19 protein-coding genes are annotated in these 16,561 nt (G+C 72.5%); 11 read left to right on the forward strand and 8 right to left on the reverse strand.

Features of this window, described 5'->3' with window-relative positions; all coding sequences use genetic code 11:
- The first annotated feature begins 37 nt into the window (after positions 1-37).
- From flgF to flgH, 4 genes are read left to right on the forward strand one after another with little or no spacing between them, the layout of a single operon-like run.
- The gene (flgF, locus tag BM314_RS18455) at positions 38-778 is read left to right on the forward strand and encodes a flagellar basal-body rod protein FlgF (RefSeq protein ID WP_042671790.1); all 741 of its coding nucleotides are present in this window, start codon (positions 38-40) and stop codon (positions 776-778) included.
- A 13-nt stretch (positions 779-791) separates the two neighbouring features.
- A complete protein-coding gene (gene flgG, locus BM314_RS18460; protein WP_020093629.1) occupies positions 792-1,583 on the forward strand; it encodes a flagellar basal-body rod protein FlgG in 792 nt (263 codons plus the stop codon).
- A gap of 35 nt (positions 1,584-1,618) precedes the next feature.
- Positions 1,619-2,761: a flagellar basal body P-ring formation chaperone FlgA gene (gene flgA / locus BM314_RS18465; RefSeq protein WP_170868142.1), complete on the forward strand. Its 1,143-nt coding sequence runs from the start codon at positions 1,619-1,621 to the stop codon at positions 2,759-2,761.
- A 36-nt stretch (positions 2,762-2,797) separates the two neighbouring features.
- Positions 2,798-3,547, forward strand: coding sequence for a flagellar basal body L-ring protein FlgH (gene flgH, locus BM314_RS18470; protein ID WP_020093631.1), 750 nt, complete (start codon positions 2,798-2,800; stop codon positions 3,545-3,547).
- Positions 3,548-3,553: 6 nt separating this feature from the next.
- On the opposite strand, the gene BM314_RS18475 is transcribed toward flgH, so the two are convergent.
- The 5 genes from BM314_RS18475 to BM314_RS18495 form a co-directional block, all read right to left on the reverse strand.
- The gene (locus tag BM314_RS18475) at positions 3,554-4,864 is read right to left on the reverse strand and encodes a Gfo/Idh/MocA family protein (RefSeq protein WP_091924915.1); all 1,311 of its coding nucleotides are present in this window, start codon (positions 4,862-4,864) and stop codon (positions 3,554-3,556) included.
- A gap of 84 nt (positions 4,865-4,948) precedes the next feature.
- Positions 4,949-5,317 carry a PilZ domain-containing protein gene (locus BM314_RS18480; protein WP_091979436.1) on the reverse strand — a complete coding sequence of 123 codons (369 nt, stop codon included), beginning with the start codon at positions 5,315-5,317 and terminating at the stop codon, positions 4,949-4,951.
- A gap of 102 nt (positions 5,318-5,419) precedes the next feature.
- Positions 5,420-6,178 carry a phosphatase PAP2 family protein gene (locus BM314_RS18485; RefSeq protein WP_020093634.1) on the reverse strand — a complete coding sequence of 253 codons (759 nt, stop codon included), beginning with the start codon at positions 6,176-6,178 and terminating at the stop codon, positions 5,420-5,422.
- A gap of 31 nt (positions 6,179-6,209) precedes the next feature.
- Positions 6,210-6,728: a 2'-5' RNA ligase family protein gene (locus BM314_RS18490; protein WP_091979437.1), complete on the reverse strand. Its 519-nt coding sequence runs from the start codon at positions 6,726-6,728 to the stop codon at positions 6,210-6,212.
- Between the two features lie 26 nt (positions 6,729-6,754).
- On the reverse strand, positions 6,755-7,888 hold the full coding sequence (locus BM314_RS18495) for an SPL family radical SAM protein (protein ID WP_348272737.1): 1,134 nt from the start codon (positions 7,886-7,888) through the stop codon (positions 6,755-6,757).
- Between the two features lie 72 nt (positions 7,889-7,960).
- Between BM314_RS18495 and BM314_RS18500 the strand changes: the two genes are divergently transcribed.
- Positions 7,961-8,929: an alginate O-acetyltransferase AlgX-related protein gene (locus tag BM314_RS18500; RefSeq protein WP_091979439.1), complete on the forward strand. Its 969-nt coding sequence runs from the start codon at positions 7,961-7,963 to the stop codon at positions 8,927-8,929.
- Here BM314_RS18500 and BM314_RS18505 read toward each other — a convergent pair.
- A complete protein-coding gene (locus BM314_RS18505; RefSeq protein WP_042671783.1) occupies positions 8,923-9,147 on the reverse strand; it encodes a hypothetical protein in 225 nt (74 codons plus the stop codon). The genes BM314_RS18500 and BM314_RS18505 overlap by 7 nt on opposite strands.
- A 213-nt stretch (positions 9,148-9,360) precedes the next feature.
- Here BM314_RS18505 and BM314_RS18510 point away from each other — a divergent pair, with 213 nt between their 5' ends.
- The 6 genes from BM314_RS18510 (at position 9,361) to BM314_RS18535 (ending at position 13,792) form a co-directional block, all read left to right on the forward strand.
- Positions 9,361-10,338 carry a glutathione S-transferase family protein gene (locus tag BM314_RS18510; protein ID WP_091979441.1) on the forward strand — a complete coding sequence of 326 codons (978 nt, stop codon included), beginning with the start codon at positions 9,361-9,363 and terminating at the stop codon, positions 10,336-10,338.
- Between the two features lie 165 nt (positions 10,339-10,503).
- Positions 10,504-10,971 (forward strand): hypothetical protein, encoded by a 468-nt coding sequence (locus BM314_RS18515; RefSeq protein WP_091979442.1) that lies wholly within the window; start codon positions 10,504-10,506, stop codon positions 10,969-10,971.
- A gap of 82 nt (positions 10,972-11,053) precedes the next feature.
- Entirely contained in the window at positions 11,054-11,968 is a 915-nt protein-coding gene (gene trxA / locus BM314_RS18520; RefSeq protein ID WP_020093641.1) for a thioredoxin, read from the forward strand.
- A 49-nt stretch (positions 11,969-12,017) separates the two neighbouring features.
- The gene (locus tag BM314_RS18525) at positions 12,018-12,683 is read left to right on the forward strand and encodes an LON peptidase substrate-binding domain-containing protein (protein WP_020093642.1); all 666 of its coding nucleotides are present in this window, start codon (positions 12,018-12,020) and stop codon (positions 12,681-12,683) included.
- Positions 12,684-12,695: 12 nt separating this feature from the next.
- Positions 12,696-12,902: a Trm112 family protein gene (locus tag BM314_RS18530; RefSeq protein ID WP_020093643.1), complete on the forward strand. Its 207-nt coding sequence runs from the start codon at positions 12,696-12,698 to the stop codon at positions 12,900-12,902.
- A gap of 500 nt (positions 12,903-13,402) precedes the next feature.
- Positions 13,403-13,792, forward strand: coding sequence for a hypothetical protein (locus BM314_RS18535; protein WP_020093644.1), 390 nt, complete (start codon positions 13,403-13,405; stop codon positions 13,790-13,792).
- A 6-nt stretch (positions 13,793-13,798) separates the two neighbouring features.
- On the opposite strand, the gene BM314_RS18540 is transcribed toward BM314_RS18535, so the two are convergent.
- Together BM314_RS18540 and BM314_RS18545 are read right to left on the reverse strand one after the other, a co-directional pair.
- Positions 13,799-14,161, reverse strand: a complete 363-nt coding sequence (locus BM314_RS18540; RefSeq protein ID WP_020093645.1) for a SpoIIAA family protein — start codon at positions 14,159-14,161, stop codon at positions 13,799-13,801.
- Between the two features lie 177 nt (positions 14,162-14,338).
- Positions 14,339-16,528: a primosomal protein N' gene (locus BM314_RS18545; protein WP_042671779.1), complete on the reverse strand. Its 2,190-nt coding sequence runs from the start codon at positions 16,526-16,528 to the stop codon at positions 14,339-14,341.
- Between the last annotated feature and the right edge of the window lie 33 nt (positions 16,529-16,561).

Below are 16,561 nucleotides of genomic sequence, written 5' to 3' on the forward strand. Positions count from 1 at the left end.
TTGCCGCCTCCGCGGCCCGCGAGTCCCAGAGTCCACGATGCAGAATGCCCTCTTCGTCGGCGTGTCGAGCCAGATGGCGCTCCAGCGGGAGCTGGACGTGATCGCCAACAACATGGCGAACGTCTCGACCACGGGCTTCAAGGCGCGGAGCACCCGCTTCGAGGAATACCTGATGCCGGTGGCGAGCGCGGATTCGTTCGCCCGGCCAGACCGGCGCCTGTCCTACGTCATCGACCAGGGCACCAGCCTCGACCTCGGGCAGGGCCCGATCGAGCAGACCGGCAACCCGCTCAACGTGGCGGTCAAGGGCTCGGCCTTCATCGCCGTGCAGTCGCCCCAGGGCGAGCGCTACACCCGGAACGGCGCCTTCGAGCTCGACGCGCAGGGCACGCTCGTCACCAGCGACGGCTACAAGGTCGTGGGCGAGGGCGGCCCGATCAGCATCAACCCGCAGGAGACCGGCCTCGCCATCGGCCCCGACGGCACCGTGTCGACCAACCTCGGCATCCGCGGGCGGATCAAGCTCGTCACCTTCGCCAACCCGCAGCGGCTGACCAACGAGGGGACCAACCTCTACGCCTCGCCGGAGCCCGCCCGCCCCGCCGGGATCGACGGGCGCCTGGAACCCGAGTCGCTGGAGCGCTCCAACGTCCGCCCGGTGATCGAGATGACCCGGCTCATGGACGTGAACCGGACCTACGCCATGGTGTCGAGCATGATCTCGCGCCTCGACGACCTGCGGGGCACGGCGATCCGCCGCCTCGCCGACGTCGCCTGAGGAGGCCTGACCGATGCGCGCCCTCTACTCCGCCGCCACCGGCATGGCGGCCCAGGAACTCAACGTCCAGGTCATCTCCAACAATATCGCGAACCTGCGCACCACCGGCTACAAGCGCCAGCAGGTGCACTTCCAGGATCTGCTCTACCAGAACATGCGCCGGGCCGGCGCCTCGACCTCGCAGCAGAACACCCAGCTCCCGGCGGGCCTCAGCCTCGGCTCGGGCGTGAAGACCACCTCGACGGCCCGGGTGATGTCGCAGGGGACGCTGTCCTCGACCGAGAAGGATTACGACGTCGCGATCCGCGGCGACGGATTCTTCCGGGTGACGCTGCCGGACGGCCGGACCGCCTATTCCCGCGACGGCTCCTTCGACCTCTCGGCCCAGGGCCAGCTCGTCACCCGCGACGGCTACCTGCTCGATCCGGCGATCACCGTGCCGCAGAACGCGACGTCCGTGACGATCAGCGCCACGGGCGTCGTGCAGGCGAACATCCCGGGCCAGACGGCGCCGCAGGCGCTGGGCCAGTTCCAGCTCTCGCGCTTCGTCAACAAGGTCGGCCTCGAGTCGATCGGCGACAACCTGTTCGTCGAGACCGCCGCCTCCGGGCAGGCGATCAGCGGCCTGCCGGGCGCCGACGGCTTCGGCAACCTCCAGCAGAGCTACCTGGAGGAGGCGAACGTGAACGCCGTCACGGAGATCTCGTCCCTGATCGCCGCGCAGCGCGCCTACGAGATGAACTCGAAGGTCGTCACCGCCGCCGACCAGATGCTCTCCACCACCACGCAGATGTTCCGCAGCTAACCGCGCGACCCGCACCCCGCTTCAGGTCCCTGAACATGTATGCCGGCATGCATCCCGACCCGCTCGATCCCGACTTCGGGACCCTCGACCTGCCCCGCATCGCCGCGGGGGCCGGGGACGACATCAGCCCGATCGTGCGGCGCGTCCCGCGGCGGGTGATGCCCCTCGGCGCCGCCGTCATCCTGCGCGCGCTGCTGGCCTTCCTCACCTTCGCGGCCCTCGGCGCCCTGGCGATCCCCGCCATGGCGCGGGCGGAGGGCCTGCGGCTGCGCGGCGACGTCACCGCCCGCGGCGACGTCCTGACGCTCGCCGATCTCGTCGAGGGCGCGCCCGAGCGCCTGGCCACGCGCCCGCTGTTCCGCGCGCCCAGCCTCGGCGCCACCGGGACGATCCAGACCCGCCGCATCCTCGACGCGGCCTCCGCCCTGGGCCTCAGCGGCCTGGAGACCGGCGGCCGGCTGCAGATCGCCGTGCAGCGCGCCGCCCGCCGCCTCGGGCCGCCGGAGATCGAGGCGGCGCTCAAGCGCGGCCTCGAGACCGGCTACGGGCTCAACGCCCAGAACATCGCGGTCCGCCTCGACGGCGACGGACCGACCCTGCTGGCGCCGCTGGACCTCGAAGGGCAGGCCGCGGCCCTGGACCTGACCTACGATCCGCGGACGCGCCGCGTCGCGGGCCTCGTCACCCTCGGCGAGCGGCAGGTCTCGCTGCGCGTCTCCGGCGTGGTCGTGGAGCTGCGCGAGGTGGCGGTGCTCACCCGGAACCTCAACCGCGGCGAGCCGGTCAGAGAGGGCGACGTCGCCCTGGAGCGGCGCCCGCGCGAATCCGTCGCCCCCGACGCGCAGGGCAGCGCCACGACCATCCTCGGCGAAGTCGCGCAGAACACCCTCACGGCCGGCACCGTGCTGCGGGTCACCGACACGGCCCCGCCCGACCTGGTCGCCCGCGGCGAGAACGTGACCATCGTGTACGAGACGCCGAGCATCAGCCTGTCGATGCGCGGCCTGTCGAACGATTCCGGCCGCATGGGCGCCGTCGTCAACGTCGTCAACGTCGCCTCCAAGAAGGTCCTGCAGGCCACCGTGATCGGCCCCGGCCGGGTCTCGGTGAGCCCCAGCCCTGCGGCCCGGCAGGCCGCCGGCGCCGCCCCCGTCCAGGCGACCGCCTCCCTGCGCTGACCGCCCGCCCCGCACGCGTCGAAGAGTGATAGCCCGATGGCCCGTCGCACCGTCCTGAACCCGCTCGCCGCCGCCCTGATCGCCGGCGCGCTCGGCGCCTGCAACACCGCCGACCGCCTCTCGCAGGTCGGCCTGACCCCGGCGCTGTCGGCGATCGAGGACCCGACCGCGCAGCCGGGCTACAAGCCGGTGCGGATGCCGATGCCGGACGTGCAGCCGGTCTCGTACGCGCCGAACTCGCTGTGGCGCACCGGCTCCCGCGCCTTCTTCAAGGACCAGCGCGCCGCCAAGCTCGGCGACATCCTGACCGTGAAGGTCAAGGTCACCGACCAGGCCAACATCAGCAACGAGACCAAGCGCTCCCGGGCCAACACCGAGAGCTTCGGCCTGCCCAACGCCCTGGGCCTGGAGAACAACGCGGTCGGCAAGTCCTTCGGCGTCGGAAGCACCGCGCTGCTCTCCGCCACCTCGGCCATGGCCAATGACGGGGCCGGCTCGGTCCAGCGCACCGAGTCCGTCCTGACGAACGTCGCCGCGGTGGTGACCCAGGTCCTGCCCAACGGCAACCTCGTGGTCGAGGGCAAGCAGGAGATCCGGGTCAATTTCGAGGTGCGCGAGATGATCGTCGCAGGCGTGGTGCGGCCGGAGGATATCGAGTCCGACAACACCATCGACTCAGCCAAGATCGCCCAGGCACGCATCGCCTACGGCGGCCGGGGCCAGATCACCGACGTGCAGCAGCCGCGCTACGGCCAGCAGCTCGTCGACATCCTGCTGCCGTTCTGAGGCACCTCAGGACGGCTCCTCCGGCTCCGGCCCGCGCGTCACGTCGAGGCCGGAGCCCGCGCCGGGGGGCGGTCCGACCTTGACCGGCGCGCCGGTGCGGGCGGCCTCGTAGATCGCCTCCATCAGGACCTGGTCCTGAAGCCCCTCCTCGCCGGGGGTGCGGGGCCGCAGGTTCTCCTGGATGCACCGCGCGAAGTGGTCCAGCTCCAGGGCGAACTGGTTCTTCGGGCTCAGGACCTTCTCGTCCCGGGCGGCGTTCCTGCCGTCGCGGTGGCCGATGTAGAGACGCTGGCCCTGATAGGCGAAGGCGTTCTGGAGATCGACGGAGGCTGTCCCGGTGTGCAGGGTCAGGCTCCGCGCCTCGTAGACCCCGTAGCTCGTCAGGCACTGGGCGATCACGCCGGACGGGAAGTGGAGGGTGAAGCTCGCTGTCTCCTCGACCTCGCGGTACTTGGGATCGTCCGGCGGCGCGTAGATCTGGGCCTGGATCAGGTTCGGCTCCTCGCCGAGAACCGCGCGGGCGGTGTTCAGGCAGTAGAGCCCGATATCCGGCAGCGAGCCGCCGCCCGCCAGCGCCTTGCGCAGGCGCCACTGCTCCGGCAGTCCGGTGGTCTGGCCGTTGAAGGCCTGGATCAGCCGGGGCCGGCCGAACTCGCCCGAACGCGCGAGCTTGATCACGGCCCGGTTGTGGGGCTCGTACTGGCACCGGTAGGCGATCATCAGCTTGACGCCGGCCTTCGCGCAGGCCGCGATCATCTCCCGGCACTCGTCCGAGGTCACCGCCATCGGCTTCTCGCAGAGCACCTGCTTGCCGGCCGCGGCGGCCGCCACGACGTTGTCCCGGTGCACGCCGTTCGGCGTGACGATGTAGACCGCCTGGACGTCGGGGTTGGCCTTCAGCCGATCCCACGCGTCGTAGCCGTAGACGGCGTCGTCCGGCAGCCCGTACTGCCGCGCCACGAGCTTCGCCTTGTCGGGCGAGCCCGACATCACCGCCGCGAGACGGGCGCGCTTGCTCTCGCCGAACGCCGGCAGGATCTCGTCGAGGCTCAGGCGCCCGAGACCCACCACGCAGTAGCCGACGCGCTGGCCCGGCGGCTGCGGCGCCGGGCTCGGGGCGGGCGGCCGGTCGCCCGGCCCGCGCCAGTTCGGGAACATCACCTTTCCGCCCTGCACGGCGCCGGTATCGGCCGGGACCGAAGGGGCCGGCGGGGCGGCCGGCGGGGCGGCCTGCGCGCCGCCGCCGGCCGCGGCGCCGGCCAGGGCGCCCCCGGCCGCGAGAAGAGTGCGTCGTGAGAGCCGGGTGTCGTCCGCCATGTGCCTCGCCGTGTCGCCGGATCGGGAGGGCCGCGCCTGGGGCGCCGCCCGCGCCGGGAGCCGCCGGATGGCGGGACCGCGCCCTCAGTGAACGCGACCCGGCTCCGGGCTGTTTCCGTCGAGGAGCGCGGCGCGCAGACGCGCCACCTCCGCCTCGCTGGCGGCGAGCCGGCGCGCGACCGCCTCGGGCTCCGTCGCCGCGCGGGTCTCGGCGAAGCCGAGGCCGACCGACTCGCCCGCGCGCCAGGCCACGAAGGCGCGCCGGATCTCGCCGCGACAGGGGATGAACAGCTCGACGCAGTCGGGGAGCACGGCCTCCGCCGGCAGCCGGACCCGCGCCCCGTCGAGGGACACGTCGCGGACCGTGCAGTCGATCTCCGGGAGGAAGGCCGCGACGCGCAGCCGCCCGCCCAGGCAGACGCGGCGTCGGGCAGTGCGGCGGCGCTCGACCACGATCGTCTGACCCTGACGGTTTCGGTTGCGGGGACAACCGCCATCCAGCCCGGACCGCCCCCGCCCGTCCACCTTAACCGTCTGTTTACCTTAACGGCGGCCTCAGGCGGGCGGCGGCGGGTCGGGCGCCTCGACCTCGCCGCGGCGCTGCAGCTGCAGGGCGACGAACCAGCACAGGGACGCCCAGGCGGCGCCGATGCACCAGCCGGCCAGGACGTCGCTCGGCCAGTGCACGCCGAGATAGATGCGGCTGATGCCGACGAGCAGCGTCACGCTCACCCCGAGCGCCAGGACCAGCGCCTTGGCGCGGCGGTTGCGCTCGATCCGGGCGATCAGGGTCGCCAGGGTCAGGTAGGCGATCGCCGACATGGTGGCGTGGCCGCTCGGGAAGCTCGCCGTGAACACCTCCATGCCGTGGGGCACGAGGTCCGGCCGGGGCCGATGGTAGAAGATCTTCAGCACCGTCGAGACCAGCTCGCCGCTCCCCACCGCGGCGAGGACGTAGAGACCGATGCGTCGGCGCCCGGACACGCCGAGATAGGCCGCCACCGCGCAGGTCAGGAACAGCACGGTGAAGACGCTGCCGAGCCCGGTGATGTCGCGCATCGCCTCCTCGAGCCAGGGCGGCCCGATCGGGTCGGCGAGATCGGCGGGGTTGCGCAGGGCGAGCAGGATCCGCCGGTCGAGGGCCGCGGTGGAGCCCTCGCCGACCTCGTGGGCGAGGTAGAAGAACCCGTAGCCGAGGATGCTCAGGCAGAGCAGGGCGACGAGGGGACCGACCTCGTTCAGGCGCAACCGCAGCCAGACCGCCATCGCGGGCTCGATCAGCCGGTTCTGCCGCAGGTTGCCCGGCGCCCTCATGGCGCGGTCTCCCGGTGCGCGTCGACATCCATCAGGCATTCTCTCCGAAGGGCAGGCGGGCGACGGCGTCCCAGGGGCCGCCGCGGTAGCGCCAGAGCAGGGTGCCGGGGGCGGTGAACCGGAACGGCACGAACCCCGCCGAGAGGTCGGCGTGCAGCGCCCGGGCCGTGTCCGGCGACACCTTGTTCTGCACCGTGACGTGCGGGCGCCAGCCCTGCCGGTCCTGGGCGGTGAGGTGGGCCGCGAATTCCTGCGCGAGGCGGCCCCGGAAGCGCGCCAGCGCGTCGGAGTCGAGCGCGTAGGCGACGCCGCGGCCGGTGAAGCGCAGGCCGGTCACCGCGACCTCCGGCGGCGGCACCGTGCGGGCGAGGGCGGTGATCGCCTCGATCACGCCCCGCTCCCGGTCGCCCTGCAGGTGGTGGAACAGGGTCGCGTGCGCCGGGATGCGGTTCAGGGCTTCCGGGAAGTGGCGGCGCCGCTCGCCGTCGAACCGCGCGAAAGTCGGTTCGTCGAAGGCGAGCGTCAGGATCAGGGGGTCCGTGTCGGTCATCGGGGCCAGATGGCGCCCGCGGGCGCTCAGGTCCAGTACAGGATCCGCGCGGCCGGCAGGTCGCGAGCGAGGCAGGCGGTGAGATGGGCGCGCATCGCCTGCATCAGGGGCTTCGGGAAAACGTGCTTCACCGAGCCGAACTTGGTGCGCTTCTCGACGCGCTCCGCCTCGTCCAGCGGCAGGTCCGAGCCGGGATACCAGCCGCGCAGCACCGCCTTCGAGCCCGGCGTGAACCGGTGGGTGATGAGTTCGGCGGTGAGGTCGAGATCGGGCACGCCGGCCAGCGCGTCGGCGGCGGCGCGGACCAGCCCGGCATAGGCGTCCTCCCAGTCCGGGACCGGCAGGATCGGCGCGACGGTCAGGCCGACCGGGTAGCCGGCCCGCGCCGCCGCCGCCAGGGCGGCGAGCCGCGCGTCGAGGGAATCGGTGCCGCCCTCGTAATGCGCGGCCGCCCGCGGATTGACCGAGAAGCGGATGCGCGTGCGCCGGTTGTGCGGCAGGTCGAGGAGCGGTTCGACCGCGGCGAACTTGGTGGTGAAGCGCAGTTGCACCGGAGCGTCCCAGGCGCCGAAATGCCGAATCGCCGCCGAGAGCGAGCCGGTCAGGTGCTCGATGCCGAGGGGGTCGGTGTAGCAGGACGCCTCGAAGGTGGTCCCCTCCCGCGCCCGCTCGGCGGAGGCCGACGTCACCGCGCCGCGCCCCGCATAGTCCGCGAGGTTGTCGAGGATCGCCGCCAGATTGGCGTAGGCGCGGGTCACCGGCGGCCCGGACAGAGAGCCCGCGAGGTAGCAGTACTGGCAATGGGCCGGGCAGCCCTCGGCGAGATCGAAGCGCCAGTCGGCCGAGGGGGGGATCGGCTGCAGTCGCAGCTTGGTCGGCGGGGCGACTGTCAGCGCGAGGGTCGCCTTGGCGGCCGCGTAGGCGCGCCGAGGATCCGGCTCGCGCGGGCTCGGCAGGCGGTTGGACGCCAGCCGCTCCACCGGCAGGCCCAGCGCTTCGGCGCGGGCCAGCATGGCGCGCCCGTGGGCGTGCTCCAGGGCGGCGGGCATGACCAGCACGCGGCGCGGGCGCCACAGCCGCGCCGGGCGGATGGGCTCCGGGCCGCCGGGCAGCTCCGGGCGATCGCGGGTCTGGACGGCCGGGGCAGGGGAGGGCGTCATGCCTGACGAACGCGCGGTCCCGGTGCCGGGTCCGGCCTAGTCGCCCGCTCGCGGTGCGGCTAAAGCACCGTCATGTCTGCAGGCAGGGAGAGCGTACATGTCGGCCGCGACGGCTGGTTATTCCTCACGGGGGGGACCAACCGGGTCATGGACCGGTATCGCGGCGGCCTGCGGCACTGGCTGCTGCTGCGCGGCTGGACACGGCTGATCAAGGCCCGCGCGCGGCGGGCCGAGAGCCTCGGCATCCGCTGCCTGCACGTGATCGTGCCGGAGAAGCTGTCGGTCTACGACGACAAGACCGACGGCCTGCGCTACGCCCCCGGCAAGGCCTCGACCCGGCGGCTGGCCCGCAGCCTCGCCCGGCATCCGGCCTATCTCGACCTTCTCGCCCCGCTCCGCGCCGCCCGGAACGGGCCGGTGCCGCTCTACCTGCGCACCGACACGCACTGGACCGCGCAGGGCTGCCTGCTGGCCTACCGCGCGATCATGCGGGCGCTCGGGGCGATCCCGCCGGCCGACATCGGCGCGCGTCCGGGCATCGTCTCGGACCAGCTCATGGATCTCGGCGAGAAGTTGCCGGAGCGGCCACGCGAGCGCCTGGAACGGTTCATGCTGCAGCGCGACGCGTCGCGGGTCGAGACCGGGCCGCTGCTCGCCGCCTACGAGGCGGAAGGGCGCGACCGGGAGGTGCATGTCGGCGCGCATGTCGTCTACCGGAACGCGTCACCGGCGGCCGATCCGCGCCGGCTCGTCCTGTTCGGCGATTCCTGCGCCCATTTCGACCCGTTCCTGCTGACCGGGCTGCTCGCCGAGAGCTTCAGCGAGGTGCACTTCGTCTGGTCGTCGAGCCTCGACTGGGCCTATATCGAGCGCGTCCGCGCCGACATCCTGCTGTTCGAGATCGCCGAGCGCTTCCTCGCCAAGCTCCCGAAGGACGATTTCGACGTGGCCGTCGCCGGCCAGCGCGGGACCGGCGGGCGCCTCGCGAAGCTCCGGGCCGGCGGCCTCGACGCCGTCGGCCGCGGGGCGACGCCTCAGTAGATCGCCTGATCCAGGCGGGCAAAGTCGGCGACGCTCGCCGCCTGATACTTCGCGAAGGATTCTGGCGCGCAGGCGATGCCGATCATCAGGACGAGGAGCGTCGCGAGGCACGCGAGCGTTGCGGTGACCACGTCGGCGTGGCGCCGCAGGGCGTGGATCACCAGGCACCCGAACGTGAACAGGGCCGCCTCGGCGACGGGCACCAGCGCGAACGACATCACTTCACCTCCATCGATCCCCCACCGGGTCGGGCAGCTGCGGCACGCGCACGGCGACGGGTGGGTGACGCGAGACATGGCGGACTTTGCTGCACCGCAACAGACAGGCGGGCGCAGGCCTGCCTTGCGTGGCGTTCGCGGGCGGACGCGTCCCTTCACACCGACCGCGCGAGGCCCATCTCGGTCGGACCTCTCGGACAGGCGGAGACGACGATGGGCCTCCTCGTAGACGGCATCTGGCGCGACCAGTGGTACGACACCGCCGCGACGGGCGGCCGCTTCGAGCGCAAGGCCTCGGCCTTCCGCAACTGGGTCACCGCCGACGGGTCGGCGGGCCCCTCCGGCGCGGGCGGCTTCCGCGGCGAGCCGGGGCGCTACCATCTCTACGTGTCCCTGGCCTGTCCGTGGGCGCACCGCACGCTCATCGGCCGGACCCTGAAGGGGCTGGAGGACGCGATCTCCGTCTCGGTGGTCGACCCGCACATGGGCGCGGAGGGCTGGGTCTTCGGCGACACGCCGGGCGCGACGCCCGACCCGATCCACGGCGCCCGGCGCCTCTACGAGGTCTATCTGGCCGCGGACCCGTCCTACAGCGGCCGGGTCACCGTCCCCACCCTCTGGGACCGGGAGCGCGCCACCATCGTGTCGAACGAATCCGCCGAGATCCTGCGGATGCTGAACGACGCCTTCGGGGGCACCGGCCCCGACCTCTATCCCCCGGACCTGCGCGCCGAGATCGACGCCGTGAACGGCCGCGTCTACGACCGCGTGAACAACGGCGTCTACAAGGCGGGCTTCGCGACCACGCAGGAGGCCTACGCCCAGGCCTTCGAGGCCCTGTTCGCGGAACTCGACGCGCTCGAGGCGCGCCTCGACCGGAGCCGCTACCTCTGCGGGGACCGGCTGACCGAGGCCGACATCCGGCTGTTTACGACGCTGATGCGGTTCGACGCGGTCTATGTCGGGCACTTCAAGTGCAACAGGCGCCGGATCGCCGACTACCCGAACCTGTCGAACTACCTCCGCGACCTCTACGCGCTGCCGGGCGTCGCGCCGACCGTGAACCTCACCCACATCAAGCGGCACTATTACGAGAGCCATCCGACCATCAATCCGACGGGGATCGTGCCCCTCGGGCCGGACCTCGACCTCGCCGCGCCGAACGACCGGGCCCTGCGGTTCGCGGGCTAGCGGGCCGCCCCGCCCGGCGTCCCTTCCGCGCCCGTGCGGGTAGGGTTGAGGGCGTCCGGCGCGTCCGCGACACACCTCCCGTCGCGCCGGTCCGGGGGCCGTGCCCCTCGACGGCGTGCGCGGCGCGCCTAGTTCGGCTCTCAACCGGAGGATGCCCGACACGCCATGACCAACAGCCTGCGCCTCGCGCTGCTCTGCGCCCTCGTCAGCCTGCCCTCCGCGGCCCGCGCCCAGGCGGCGCTGCGGCTGGAAGGGACCTGCGAGAAGCTCGTCATCGGCACGCAGGACCTGAGCGCGGCCTGCAGCAACGTCCTGACGAACGCGGTGAGCCGCAACCGCACGAGCTTCGACTTCACGACCTCCGACGGTCAGATCCTCAGCTTCAGCGGCAACGGCGCCCAGCAGGAGGCCACCGAGGAGACCGATCCGCTGCAGCCGATCAACGTCGTCACCACGGGCAAGGACGGCGCCCCGATCCTCGCGATCGGCGCCTGCCGCTTCTCGACCCCGGAAGCCGGGCGCACCGCGATCACCTGCGAGGCCAGCACCGCCGACGGGCGTCCGTTCGCCGGCACCTTCGTGACCGCCGCCAAGGCGGCGGCGGGCGCGCCGGCCGCCGCGCCGCCGCGCTGAGGATCCGGCCCTCCGGGCTGGTCAGACCGGGGCGGAAGCCCCATTTAAGGCGCTCCACGAAAAAGGTTCCGAAGCCAGACCGATGCTCAACGACACCCTCGCCGCGGGCGGTACCCCGGCCGGCGACACCGGCTCCCTCATCAAGGACACGACCACCGCGAGCTTCCGTCAGGATGTCATCGCCGAGTCGATGAACCGGCCGGTCCTGGTCGATTTCTGGGCGCCCTGGTGCGGGCCCTGCAAGCAGCTCACGCCGGTCCTGGAGAAGGTCGTCCGGGAAGCCGCGGGCGCGGTCGTCCTCGCGAAGATGAACATCGACGAGCATCCCTCGATCGCCGGTCAGCTCGGCATCCAGTCGATCCCGGCAGTCATCGTCTTCCAGAAGGGCCAGCCGGTCGACGGCTTCATGGGCGCGGTCCCGGAGAGCCAGATCAAGGAGCTGATCGCGCGCGTGGCCGGTCCGCAGCAGGACCCGCTGGAGGCGGCCCTCGCCGACGCGGCGGCCCTGATCCAGGAAGGCGACCTCGCCGGCGCCGCCGAGATCTACGCGGCCGTGCTAGAGCAGCAGCCCGACAACGTCACCGCGCTGGCCGGCCTCGCCAAGATGCAGCTCGACGCGGGCGAGATCGAGAACGCCAAGCGCGTCCTGGCGATGGTTCCGGAGGCGAAGGCCGGCGACCCGGCGCTCGTCGGCATCCGCGCCGCCCTGGAACTCGCCGAGCAGGCGGCGTCGCTGGGCGACCTCGCGGGCCTGCAGCGCGAAGTCGAGGCCAACCCGGACGCCCATCAGGCGCGGTTCGACCTCGCGCTCGGGCTCGCGGCCCGGGGCGAGCGCGGCCAGGCGGTCGATCACCTGATCGAGCTGCGCAAGCGCGACAAGGACTGGAACGAGGACGGTGCGCGCAAGCAGCTGCTGCAGTTCTTCGAGGCCTGGGGCGTGATGGACCCCGACACGATCCGCGGCCGGCGCAAGCTCTCGGCACTTCTGTTCTCGTGAGGCACCGGCTCGCGCGCCGACCCACCGATCGGCCCCTCTGGGAGGCGCCATGAGCACCCATGCGAGCTACAAGGGCCCCGCGGATTGCCCGGCCGTGATCCCGGTCTTCCCGCTGTCCGGCGCGCTGCTGCTGCCCCGGGGACAGATGCCGCTCAACATCTTCGAGCCGCGCTACCTCGCGATGGTCGACGATGCCATGCGGACGGACCGGATCATCGGGATGATCCAGCCCGACCCGGAAGGGTCGGGCGGATCGAATCCGAAGCTCTACCGCGTCGGCTGCGCGGGCCGCGTCACCCAGTACGCCGAGACCGGCGACGGCCGGTACCTGATCTCGCTCACCGGCGTCACCCGGTTCCGGGTCGAGAGCGAGCTGGCCTCGATCGGCCCCTATCGCCGCTGCCACGTCTCCTACGACGAGTTCGCGGTGGACTTCGAGCCGCGGGCGGGCGAGGAGCAGGTCGACCGCGAGGGCGTCCTCAAGGCGCTGCGCGATTTCGTGGAGTCGAACGACCTCAAGGTGGACTGGGCCGGGATCGACGAGGCGCCCGACGAGGCGCTGGTCAACGCCCTGTGCATGATGAGCCCGTTCGGCGTGCGCGAGAAGCAGGCGATGCTGGAGGCTCCCGACCTGAAGACCCGGGCCGAGATCCTGATCGCGGTCACGCAGATGGAACTGGTTCGCGGCTCGGGTCCCGAGTCGCCGATGCAATAGGTTGCCCCACCGATGTCCAACGATCTCACCGCCCCCGTCGAGGCGACCCGCGTCGACCCGAAGCTCCTGGAGATCCTGGTCTGCCCGCTGACCAAGGGCACCCTGGAATACGATTCGGCCCGGCAGGAGCTGATCAGCCGCTCGGCGAAGCTCGCCTACCCGATCCGCGACGGGATCCCGATCATGCTTCCCGAGGAAGCCCGGCCGCTGACCGACTGAGCGCCGCGAGTCGCTCCGGCCGTCCCGCGCGGCCCGTCACAACCCGCGAGGGCGGCGCGGCGCGCTGGTCGGCTGCCCGCGCCCGCCGACGGATCCGATCATGGATCCCGCCCGGCCCGATCGAGGCCGGTTGCTCAATCGCCGGCCCGCCCCGAGGCGCCCGAGGCTCTCCCGCGCGGGCAGGTTCGGCCGCGGTCTCGCGGGCGCTTTCCCGCGGGCCCGGCGATCCTCGACAGGCGCGTGCAGGACCTCGGCCGCCTCCGTCTCCTCCGTGATGAGCGGAGACTTGGACGCTCCGGTCGGCAGATCAGTCCACAGCATCGTCCGCAACGAGCTTGACTATTGGCCGGGAGACTGTCGGCCGTAATCTATCTTGAACAGGCGGGAGGCAGCCATACTCTTGCCGCTTCCATCGTTCAGCGTCGAGTCATCCTCGATCGATGATTCTGACCGTGCACGCCGCTTCCGGCGGTGTCCGCTTCGCTGAAAGATTGCATCGCATGACCAAGCTGACCGCGGTCGCGGCCCTCGCCGCCGGCCTTCTCCTCCCGACGTGCCTGCCCGCCAGCGCGGGGCCGAGCGCGCATAACGGGCGGTGGTCGGTGGAGCTGGTGACGGAGAGCGGCCTGTGCAGCGCCCGCTACACCTACGCGCTCGCGATCCGCGAGGGGCAGGTGCAGCTCATTTCCGGCAGCGCCGGGGCGCAGGTCAACGGCCACGTGCGGCCCGACGGCAGCGTCGGCATCACGGTCAGCAACGGGACGGCGAGCGGCACCGGCACCGGCCGGCTCCAGGCCGGCAGCGGCGCCGGCACCTGGAAGGTCTCCTCCCTGTGCTCGGGCCACTGGACCGCGCGGCGCAGCGACACCCGCACCGCGCAGGCCGACTGAGGTCGCTCAGGCGGCCGCGGCGAGCCAGCTCCGCGCCTCGTCGATGCGGGCGCGCTCGAACACCTTGATCTGGGTCGGCGACACGAAGTTGAAGGTCTCGGCCAGCGCCTTCAGCCAGGGCGCGTCCGTCACCAGGGCGACGTGGCTGATGCTCTTCATCATCGAGATGCCGAAGCGCGGGTCCTTGAAGAAGGCCGCGGGCTCCATGCCCTCGAAGGCGCGGATATCCTCGAGCAGCTTGATCTTGCCGCCCTTGTCGAGGTCGGCCTTCATCGCGGTCATCGCCGCGTTCATCTCCTCGTCGGTGATCTTCCCGTCGACCACGATCTCGGCGACATTCGAATCCGGCGTCTTGGTGTAGGTCAGCACTGATCGCTCCTCCGGGAACCGCATGCGTCCCGTAGCCGGTCTCCGACCAGGGTCCGCCGCCCGTGACCTGAGCCATACCCGATCGCGGGACGAACCGGTATGGCTCCGGACCCTCGCTCTGACATGCCTCCCGACGGCGAACCGGCGTTCACGAGACCGGGAGGCCCACGAAGTCTCCTACAAAAAGCTCTGCGGGTCGACATCGATGGCGACCCGGACGTTGCCCCGCACCTTCGGTCCCCGGGCGATCCAGGCGCGCAGGTAGGCCTGGAGATCGACGTTGCGCTCGGTCTTCACGAGCAGCCGGAACCGGTAGCGGCCGCGCACCAGGGCGAGGGGCGCCTCGGCGGGGCCCAGGACCATCACGCCCTCCGGCGGCTCGGCGGCCCGGGCGAGCGCCTGCCCGTGCGCCTCCGCGACCTCGCGCTCGCTCGCCGAGACGATCAGGGCCGCGAGCCGCCCGAACGGCGGCAGGCCGGCCGCCTCGCGGGCCTGGATCTCCTCCGCGTAGAAGCGCTCGGCGTCGCCCGAGAGGAGCGCCGCGATCACCGGGTGGTCCGGCTGGTAGGTCTGGACCAGGGCGCGCCCGGGCTTCTCGCCGCGTCCGGCGCGCCCGGTGACCTGCTGGAGCAACTGGAAGGTGCGCTCCGCCGCCCGCGGGTCGCCCGAGGTCAGGCCGATATCGGCGTCGAGCACGCCGACCAGCGTCAGGAACGGGAAGTTGTGGCCCTTGGCCACGAGTTGCGTGCCGATCACGACGTCGCACGCGCCGGCCGCCACCGCCTCGAGTTCCTGGCGCAGACGCTCGGCGCCGCCGGGAAAGTCGCTCGACAGGACGACGATGCGCCGGTCCGGGAACATCTCGGCCGCCTCCTCGGCGATCCGCTCGACGCCGGGCCCGCAGGCGGTGAGGTTGTCGAAGGTCCCGCACTCGGTGCAGGCCTCCGGCCGGCGCTCCGCGTAGCCGCACTGGTGGCAGACCAGCGCCCGGCGGAACCGGTGCTCCACGAGCCAGGTCGAGCAGTTCTTGCACTGGTAGCGGTGGCCGCAGGCGCGGCAGAGGGTCAGCGGCGCGTAGCCCCGGCGGTTGAGGAACAGCAGCGCCTGCTCGCCGCGCTCCAGGGTGCTCTTCACCGCGTTGACCAGCGGCGGGCTGAGGAAGCGGCCGCGCTCGGGCTGGTCGAGGCGCATGTCGATCGCGGCGATGTCGGGCAGGCGCCGGCCGCCGAAGCGCTCGGGGAGCAGGACGTGCCGGTAGCGCCCCCGCGCGGCGTTGACGCGGGTCTCGATCGCGGGCGTCGCCGAGGTCAGGACGACCGGGCAGCCCTCGAGGCGCCCGCGCACCACCGCCATGTCGCGGGCGTGGTAATGGACGCCGTCCTCCTGCTTGTAGGCGGTCTCGTGCTCCTCATCGACCACGATCAGGCCGAGCCGCGCGAAGGGCAGGAACAGGGCGGAGCGCGCGCCGACCACCACGAGCGCCTCGCCCTCGGCCACGGCGGCGCGCAGGCGCTCGCGCCGCTTGCCGCCGATCCCGGAATGCCACGCCGCCGGCCGGACCCCGAACCGGGCGGCGAACCGGTCGAGGAACTGCGCCGTCAGGGCGATCTCGGGCATCAGGATCAGCGCCTGCCGCCCGGCCCGGACGCAGGCGGCCACCGCCTCGAAATAGACCTCGGTCTTGCCCGAGCCGGTGACGCCCTCCAGCAGGACCGGGCGGAGATCGTCGGATTCCCGCGGCTGCGGCCGGTCCCACGGGAAGGGGGCGACGAGGGCCGCCACCGCCTCGGCCTGGGCGGGCGAGAGCGGCGCCCGCGGGAAGTCCGGGTCGGGCCGCGGCGCGACCGGCTCCGGCTCGACCGCGACGGTCTCGAGGACGCCGTCGTCGATCAGCCCGTCGACCACCGAGAGCGAGACGCCGGCCTCCTTGGCGAGCGCGCTCTTGCCGCGCAGGGCGCCGTCGGCCGCCGCGGCGAGCACCTTGGTGCGGGCCGGGGTCGGCCGGGACGGGGGCTTGTCGGTGAGTCGCACGGCGACGCGGGCGGTCTCGCCGGCGGCCGCCTCGTCGGGCAGCCGCAGGACCATGGCGAGCGCCGAGCCCTTCGGCGCCAGCGTGTAGCGGGCGATCCAGTCGACGAGGCTGCGCAGCGGCTCCGACAGGGGCGGGTAGGGCAGGCGGCCGGTCACGGGCCGCAGGTTCGAGCCGCCGGGCGTCTCGGCGACGCCCCAGACCACCCCGACGATCTCGCGCGGGCCGAGGGGCACCTGCACCACGTCGCCCGGGGCGAGGTCGAGCCCGGCCGGCGCCACGTAGCTGTAGGGCGTATCGAGGGCGAGCGGGATCAGGATCTCGGCGACGGCGGGCATGCGGGGCTTTTCGGGCGGGTCCGTTCCGGGTCC

It is taken from the genome of Methylobacterium sp. 13MFTsu3.1M2 (assembly GCF_900112625.1).
Taxonomy (GTDB): Bacteria; Pseudomonadota; Alphaproteobacteria; order Rhizobiales; family Beijerinckiaceae; genus Methylobacterium.